Raw genomic sequence first — 8,320 nt, forward strand, 5'->3', positions numbered from 1 at the left:
GCGGACGCGCTCATGACGAGCCCCCGGTACTTGGAGCACTCGCACCTGAAGCGCCCGGCGTCTCTCGCCGCGTGAGGTAGAAGTCCGCCACCAGCGCGGCGAGCAGAAGAACCAGAGGCCATCGAGCCCGGCCCGGCGCGCTGCCTCCCGCGTCGTCGTCGCCGACCTCACGTGCCGGCACCTCCGCGCGCCCGCGCTCACGCAGGTCCGACTCCCGGGCGTCCAGCGCCAACACCTGCGCCGTGTCCACCACGTCGCCGTCACGCTCCAGCGAATAGGCCCCAGGCCCGGCGGGAGGTGACAGCGTCACCTCGCCCGCGCCAAACACAGGCCGGCTGCCACCCGGCCCCACGAGCGTGTAACGCGCACCCGCGAGCGTCACCACTGGCAGCGGCTCGCCCAGCATCAACTGCCGCCGAGGAAAACCCTCCCGCGTGCGGCGGGCCTCGCGCACCAGATTGCTCAGCAGCACCGGCCACGCGGACACGCGCTGCACGTTCGAACGCGACAGGTCCACGTTGACGTGAACCCGGCCGTCCGCCTCTTCGGACACCAGCACCGCGTCCCCAGCGCTCACCAGTGGCTTTCCAGGTGGATTGTCCCCTGCCGTCCACCGCACGCCCGCCAACTGCACGTCATCCAGCAGCGGATGCCCCTTCTCGGAGAAGAACGGCCCCACGAACGTGCGCGGCGCACCGCCCGCCCCCACCGTCACCCGAGCATCCGTCCCCGGCGGGCCCAGCACCAACACCACGTCCGTCGCCGAGCCCTCCGCTCCGCGCGCCACCTCCGGCGATACCGCGAGGAACCGCTCCAGTGCGGTCTGCTCGGGAGCGCCCAGCCCCTGCGCCAACGCCACCGCGATGGGCCGCATGGGCGCGGGCGGCAGCCGCACCTGGCCGTCCTCGGGCAACGCGTCGTCTGGAAGCGACACCTCCACATCGCCGGCTTCCTGGAACGTCAGCCGGACCGTCGCGGTGCCCTCCTCCGGAAGCTGCACGCGTTCCACCCGCTCCGTGCCTGCCTTCGCACCGGCCCCAGGCAACGCGCGGACCCGAACGTCCACCTCCTCCGGCGCCTCCCCGAAACGCGCCACCCGCAGCGTCACCGTGGCCGTAGGCCCCTCATCGCGCCGCTGCGCGGAGACCAGCGCCACGTTGCCTCGCGCGGTCCCCAGCGCCGTCCACCGCACGGACGCGGGCACCAGGGCCGCGTTCACCGGAGGAACGTCCGTGAAGAAGGCCACGCGCCGTCCCGCCCCCGCCAGCTCCTGCGCCCAGATGAGCGTGGGCATCGGGTCATGGTCCGCGCCCTGCGCCTGGAAGGACTCCAGCGCGGCCAACGCCCGAGAAGGCTCCGCCTCTGGCCCCGCGAGCATGCGCGGCGTGCCGCCACTGGCCAGCAGCGTCACCTGCGTTGCCTCCTCCGACTCCACGCGCGCCGCCGCCTCGCGCCGCACCTGCTCCAACACCGTCACACCGTCCGGCCCGCGCGCGGACATGGACAGGCTCCCGTCCACCACCAGCACCAGGTGCCGGACCCGCGCCGAATCGCCCCACCGTACGTCCGCCAGGAAGAGCGCGGCGGCCACCACCGCCAGCACCTCCAACAGCAGCGACGCCTCCCGCGTGAAGCGCTCCCAGCGAGGCCCTGCTTCGGCGCGGGGACTGGGTCTGCGCCACAGGAAGAGCGCGCTCACCACCACCGGCTTCTGCCGGCGCCGCAGGAAGTACGCCGCCACCAGCGGCACGAGCGCGCCCAGCGCCAGCAGCCCCCACGGGAAGCCGAAGCTCACGCGTCACCTCCCGCGACGCGCTCCATGCCCGCCCCCCAGCGCCCCCTCACGACGCACCCGCCGCGAGGAATAGAGGCCGCAGCGGCCCCGCGACCAACGCGCCCAGCCCATCCTGAGCCCGAGCGGTGAGCAGCGCCCCGCGAGCACGCAAGGCCGCGCCCCTCAAAGCGCGCTGGTGCTCCGCGAAGCGGCGCGTGTACGCGGCCAGCACCTCGTCCGTCAGCAATTCCTCCAGCGCCGCGCCGCTCTCCGAATCCACCAGCCGGGCGCCATCTCCACCCGCGGGGTCCAGGTCCTCGGCGTCCAGCACCTGCACCAGGAAGAGGCCCGACGCGCCACGCGCCAGCCGCGCACACAGCGCCGGCAGGTCCGCTTCGAAGAGGAAGTCACTCACCACCACGCGCAGCCCACACGGCCGCAGCGGCGGCAGGCGCCCCAGCGACTCCGGCAGCCCGTCCCTCGCGTCGAATTCCGCCGCATCCAAGGCCGCCCGGCACGCCTGTCCCTGAGCACGCTCCGGCCGGGCACCGGCCACCAGCAACGTGGGCGACAGTCCCTGCCGCGCCGCCACCTCCGCCGTCAGCAGCGCCACCTCCCGCGCACACGCGGCCTTGCGCGGGGACAGCGCCATGGAGCGCGAACCATCCAGCACCACCTCCACGCGCGGCGACACCTCGTCCTGGCGGATGCGCAGCACGAGCTCTCCCGTGCGCGCCACCGCGTTCCAGTCCACCTGCCGCAGGTCATCCCCGGGCTGGTACGCACGGAAGTCATGCAGTTCCAGCGCGCTGCCCGCGGACGTGGCACGGACCTCCCCCACGAGCCCCCGGTGGGGTCCCCTGGGCAGCGCCAGGGCCAGCCCTGGAACAAGCCGCGCGACGGCGGCTGCGTCCATCCGCTCGCTCACGACGTGTGGGCCCGCCGCTCACGCGCCACCAGCATCCGGTCCGTCCCGTAGGCGGCCACCAGCGCCAGGCCCACGACCGCGCCCAGCAAGTCCCAGGACATCTTCGGCCCGGACGCCCCGTAGTCGTACGTGGCGAAGTTCGCGATGCCCACCACGGGGTTGAAGAGGTTGAGGATGGGATCATCCCCATCGAATCCCATCAACACCGCCACCAACGGAGGCAGCGCCGAGGCCAGCGCCACGGAAGCCACGAACATCAAGCGCACCGCCACGGGCGTGGCCAGCCGGTCCGGGCGCACCTTCCGCCCCAACCACACCGCCAGCGACAGGAACAGCACGCCATACGCCGGCAATGCCAGGGTGGCCATCCGCAGGGAGAGGCCCTTCAGCGGCAGGTCCGAGGACCCCACCTGCAAGCCCCAGAACAGCGCGCTCCAGGCCCCCAGCAGGAACACCATCCAGCGGAAGCCCCGCAGCGCGCCGGGCCGCAACACGGACCAGGGCCGGGTGCTCGCGCGCAGCGGGCGCGCCTGACCATCCACGTCCGCGACCACGAACATGCCCACGCCCAGCAGGTGGACGCCGCCCAGGAGCGCGAACATCTCCGGAACACTGTGCTTACGCCCCGTCAGCCACCAGATGGCACAGCCGGCGAGCATGCCCACCAGCACCTGCACTCCCACCGCGCGACGCGGCCCCCGCGTGTAGTCCTCGGTGGGCAGGGACAGCCGGGATGCGGCGGCCTCAAAGAGCAGCCAGCCGTCCATGAGCATCAGCATCAGCGCGGTGCCCACCAGATAGAGGAACTCCACATCATTCAGGAACCGGTCTCCCATCTCCGATATCGCGTAGGCCGCGCCCAGGCCCTGCACCAGCGCCAGGCCCAGTGCGCCCAGCAGGCCGAAGTGGACGAAGGCACGCCCCATGCGGCCGTCGGCCAGCGTCGCCGCGCACACGCTGGCCACCGTGAGGAAGACGAGCCACGCGCCGCCCAGCGCCAGCACCACCAGAATCGTGGGCAGCGTGATGCCATTGAGGAAGTAGCTGAAGAGGAGGAAGGGCCCCGCCGCGGAGGCATACAGGGCCGCCTGCACGAGGAACGACGCCACCTTGCCCCGGAGGATGCGGCGCGGCCCCAGGCCGGTGAGCACCAGCAACACCCACGTCTCGTCCTCGCGCTCACGCGCCAACGAGCGGTAGGCGCTATACGGGATGACGAAGAAGTGTGCGACGCCCAGGCAGACGAAGAAGGAGAAGAAATACCCCTGGCCGCGCCGCGAGTAGGCGCCCTCGCGCGTGTCCACGTAGGCCACCAGCGCCACCGCCAGGCACGCCAGCAGCATCAACCCGAAGCACACCCAGAAGACGCGCGTGCGCAGTCCCTGGCGGAGCTCCTTCACCACCAGCGGGTTGAGCCGGTCCCCCCACCGCTGCGACCAGGGCTCCGCGCCCGCGACCTGGCCACCGCCCGAAGCCATCGGCTCCGGGGCCGGAGGGCTCATCGCCGTATCCATGGGCGCGCTCACGCCACCCTCCCCTTCGTCACCGTCATGAAGGCATCCTCGAGGTTCCGCTCCCGCGCGCTGAAGGCGCACACGGGAAGCCCCGCGGCCACCAGCGCCGCCAGCAGCACCGCCGCCGCCGCGTCCACCTGCGCGGGGCCCGCGCCCGCATCCAGCTCCAGGCGCACGCGCAGCGCCTCGCCCTCCCGCGCCACACGCTTCACGCGCGGCTGTTCGAGGAGCACCCGCTCCGCGCGCTCCCAGACGGCGTTGCCCGCGTCGCCCACGGCCAGCCGCACCGTCAGCTCGGGCGTCACCGCCGCGCCCACCTCCTGCTGCTGGAGCAGGTCCGCCACCTTCCCGGTGGCCAGCAGACGCCCCTGCTCGATGATGGCGCAGGTGTCGCAGATCTCCGCCAGCTCCGTGAGGATGTGGCTGGAGATGATGACCGCCTTGCCCTGGTCCGCCAGGGCGCGCAACAGCTCGCGCAGCTCGATACGGGCGCGCGGGTCCAACCCGTCCGCGGGCTCGTCCAGCAGCAGCAGCGACGGGTCGTGCAGCAGCGTGCGCCCCAGCGCCACGCGCTGCCGCATTCCCTTGGACAACGCGGTGGTGAGCCGGTCCGCCAGGGGCGTGAGTCCGGTGAACGCCATCACCGACTCCACCCGCTGCCGACGCGACGCGCCCTTCAGTCCATAGGCGCGCGCGAAGAAGTCCAGGAACTCGAAGACGGTGACGTCGTCATAGGTGCCGTACCGGTCCGGCATGTAGCCGATGAGCGGACGCGCCCGGTCCGGCGCATCCACCAGCGAGTGGCCGTCCAGCAGTACCTCACCCGATGTGGGTACATCCAGCGTGGCCAGGATGCGCAGCGTGGTGCTCTTGCCCGCGCCGTTGGGCCCGATGAAGCCCAGGATGCTGCCGGCCTCCAGGGAGAACGACACGTCATCCACCGCGCGCAGCGCCCCGTAGTCGCGCCGCAGTCCCTTCACCTCCAGCAGGCTCATGGCCGCCCCCCTTCCGACTGGCCTCGCACCAGGTGGATGCCGGCCTCCAGCTCCACGTCAACGGCGGACGAGGGCGCCGGCCCCAATCCCTCCAGGCGCGCGATGAAGCCACCCTCCGGGAGCGGAGCGCGGAAGTTCACCTCACCCCCTGACAGTCGCCCCTCGGCGAGCGACGGTTCCCCCACGCTGGACACCAACTGGTTCACCGGCGTCGCGCCCGCGGGCAGCGGTTCGCCCAGCGTCCCTTCCGCGCCATCCTCCAGCGCGGGCAACGCGTAGCTCTGGCTCCCCACCCGGACGTAGCCCTGCACCAGCCGCGCTCCCAGCGCGTTCTGGACGCGGACGGTGCCGCCCTCCCGCCGGACGACGAGCCGCGCGCGAGAAGGCAGCACGGCCACCTCGCCCCACTCACGGTAGGTCCGTGGCGGCAGGAAGCCATGCGTCACCGTCAGGCCATTCGTCCAGTCCAGGTCCGCCAGCATCTCGTCGGCGTTGTCTGGTGCCAGCAGCGCGCTCGTCGCCGGGAAGCGCACCGGCCCCGAAGACACGTTGGCGTACCAGGCAGAGACGCCGAGCGTCACCGCGCGCGAGCGCTCCGCGTCCAGCCACGTGAGGCTGTAGCGCGCGGAGTGCACGGCGAAACCATCCACGAGCACCGACCAGGTCACGAGCGCCACACAGGTGAGGACCGACACCAGGGGCACCGCCACGAGCACCGCCACCGGCCCTCGGCGCCGCGCCAGCAGCAGTCCGCCCGGCCCCACCGCCAGCACGAAGGCGAAGATGAGCAGCAGGAACCGCCCCACGGGCGTGTTGGCATGGTCCAGCAGCGGCGTGATGCCCCCGGCGAGCAGGTTGCTTCGCTCCCACCGAGGCGCGGCCCCCGCGGGATTCACGGGCCCTGGGATGAACTCCCCCAGCATCGCGTTCAAGGCCTGTCCGCATTCGAGCGCGGCGCCACACAGCCGCACCCGCCCGAAGCCATACGGCACGGCATCCCTGGAGCCTTCCGCGGTGAACAGCGGCAGATGCTCCGTCAGGCTGCTCGACACCTGCGGCAGGACGAGCCGTCCTCCCGAGAGGACGTAGGACTCCAACACGGCCCAGACATCCGCGGGCACGGAAGCCAGGTCTCCCGGCACCATCACCACGGAGTAGCCCACGTAGGAGGACAGCTCCCTGGGCGCATCGCGCGGGTCAACGGTGCGCACGGAGAACAGCGGGCTGCCGGTCGCCTCCACCCGAGGCACCCCCGACGTGTCGTCGAAGTCCTTGAGCGTCCCCAGCACCAACACCGTCCCTCCCGTGGAACGCTCCACATAGACGGGGGTGTGGGCCGGGAGCGTCAGCGGAGACAGGCCGGGCGACTCCACCTGGATGCTCCCCGCCTGAACGGTCGCTGGCACTGGCAGCCAGGTGACGAGCCGCCGTTGCGGCGGCACCTCCACGGAGCGCTCGGAGGTTCGCGGCCCCGCGTTCGAATGTCCCTGGAAGGTCAGACGGACCTGGAGGGGCACGAGCCCCGTGTTCTGGAGCACGACATCGATGGGGGTGTAGCCGCGCTCCGGCTTCAGCGCGCTGGTCCGGATGGAGACGCGCAGGTCGCCGTGGATCCGCGTCTCAATGGTTCCAGAAGCGTCGCGATACCCGTAACCCGAGGGCGCGGCCTCGTCCGCGAGCGATGTGGCGAAGGCCCGTGAGCCGCCCAGGGCGCAGAGCAGGACACTCGCGGTCAGTACCGCGCTACGCACGCGGCACCTCGGGGACGGCCTGGAGCAGCGCGCGCACCACGTCCGCCGCGCTGACCTTCTCCAGCGAGGCCTCGTAGGCGAGCACCAACCGATGATTGAGGGCGGAAGGCGCGGCGGCCACCACGTCATCGAAGCCCACGTTGGGCCTGCCGTGCAGCAACGCCAGCGCGCGCCCGGCGGCGGCGAGCGCGAGCGCCGCGCGAGGACTGGCGCCATAACGGACGAAGCGGCGCACGGCGTCGGGCGCCGACGGTTGGCGTGGGTCTGAGGCCTCCACCAACCGGCCGATGAAGTCCGCCACGGGGCCCGGCAGGTGCACGCGGTCCGCGGCGGCGAAGAGGCGGCCCAGGCCCTCCGCGTCCAGCACCGGCGACAGCTCCGGCGGCGCGCCACGCACGCGCGTGGTGAGCAGCGCGCGCAGCGTCTTCGCGCCCACGGGAGGTACCTGGATGCGGAAGAGGAACCGGTCGAGCTGCGCCTCGGGCAACGGATAGGTGCCCTCCAGCTCGATGGGGTTCTGCGTGGCGAGCACGAAGAAGGGGTCCGGCAACGGCCGCGTCTGCCCCAGCACGGTGACGCTGCGCTCCTGCATGGCCTCCAGCAGCGCGGACTGCGTCTTCGGACTGGAGCGGTTGATTTCGTCCGCCAGCACCAGGCTGGCGAAGAGCGGGCCCTCGCGGAAGACGAAGTCGCGGCGGCCATCGCCTTCCAGCACGTAGGTCCCCGTGATGTCGCCGGGCAGCAGGTCGGGAGTGAATTGGATGCGGCGGAAGGGCAGCGACAGCAGCCGCGCCAGCGCCTTGCACAGCTCCGTCTTGCCCAGGCCAGGCAGGCCCTCCAGCAGGACGTGCCCGCGCGCGAGCACTGCCACCACCACCTGCTCGACGACGGATTCCTGGTCCAGCATGACGGTGTTCAGCCCGTCCTTGAGCCGGGCCGCCACCTCCGCCGCTCCCTGTGCCTCGGCGGGACTGAGAAGCTCCGCTGCCACGTCATTGCCCCCTTCCAGACGACTCGCCACCAAAGTACCGCCTCACCATGTCCCGGTTGCGGGGAAGCAGCGGCGCCGCACCGGGCCCCGCCGTCGCCTCCCCCCGCGCCTGGGTGCCCTGCGCGCCGCCAGCCCCGGCCGGGCCCGCGCGCCGCCGAGGGTCCGCGGCCCGGAGCCCCCAGAGCTCCTCGCCCTCGTCGCCCCCCTGCCCGGGAGGCAACGGCTCGAAAGCAAGCCGCTCCGGGTTCATCTCCGCCTCGTCACCAAAGACGAGCGGTTGGCTTCCGCCACCACGTGACACACCCGCGCCCTTCCGCACGCCCCGGCTCGCATGCCCCCGCTGGCCCGAGTTGGATTGCCCCTCGCC

General features: G+C 72.3%; 6 protein-coding genes and 1 pseudogene. All 7 read right to left on the reverse strand.

Annotated elements, in window-relative coordinates; all coding sequences use genetic code 11:
• Positions 1-10: 10 nt before the first annotated feature.
• Positions 11-1,795, reverse strand: coding sequence for a BatA and WFA domain-containing protein (locus tag FL344_RS03150; RefSeq protein WP_141617459.1), 1,785 nt, complete (start codon positions 1,793-1,795; stop codon positions 11-13).
• Positions 1,796-1,841: 46 nt separating this feature from the next.
• Complete coding sequence (locus FL344_RS03155) at positions 1,842-2,690, reverse strand: DUF58 domain-containing protein (protein ID WP_194862973.1); 849 nt, start codon at positions 2,688-2,690, stop codon at positions 1,842-1,844.
• A gap of 8 nt (positions 2,691-2,698) precedes the next feature.
• Entirely contained in the window at positions 2,699-4,228 is a 1,530-nt protein-coding gene (locus FL344_RS03160) for an ABC transporter permease (protein ID WP_141617461.1), read from the reverse strand.
• Positions 4,225-5,211: an ABC transporter ATP-binding protein gene (locus FL344_RS03165; RefSeq protein WP_141617462.1), complete on the reverse strand. Its 987-nt coding sequence runs from the start codon at positions 5,209-5,211 to the stop codon at positions 4,225-4,227. The genes FL344_RS03160 and FL344_RS03165 overlap by 4 nt, the downstream gene beginning before the upstream one ends.
• Positions 5,208-6,962: a hypothetical protein gene (locus FL344_RS03170; RefSeq protein WP_141617463.1), complete on the reverse strand. Its 1,755-nt coding sequence runs from the start codon at positions 6,960-6,962 to the stop codon at positions 5,208-5,210. Before FL344_RS03170 ends, FL344_RS03165 begins: the two co-directional genes overlap by 4 nt.
• Positions 6,955-7,953, reverse strand: coding sequence for a MoxR family ATPase (locus FL344_RS03175; protein WP_194862972.1), 999 nt, complete (start codon positions 7,951-7,953; stop codon positions 6,955-6,957). Before FL344_RS03175 ends, FL344_RS03170 begins: the two co-directional genes overlap by 8 nt.
• Position 7,954: 1 nt before the next feature.
• A pseudogene (locus tag FL344_RS03180) lies at positions 7,955-8,320 on the reverse strand (hypothetical protein); the annotation flags it as partial.

Source organism: Myxococcus sp. AB036A (assembly GCF_006547355.1).
In the GTDB taxonomy this organism is placed as follows: domain Bacteria; phylum Myxococcota; class Myxococcia; order Myxococcales; family Myxococcaceae; genus Myxococcus; species Myxococcus virescens.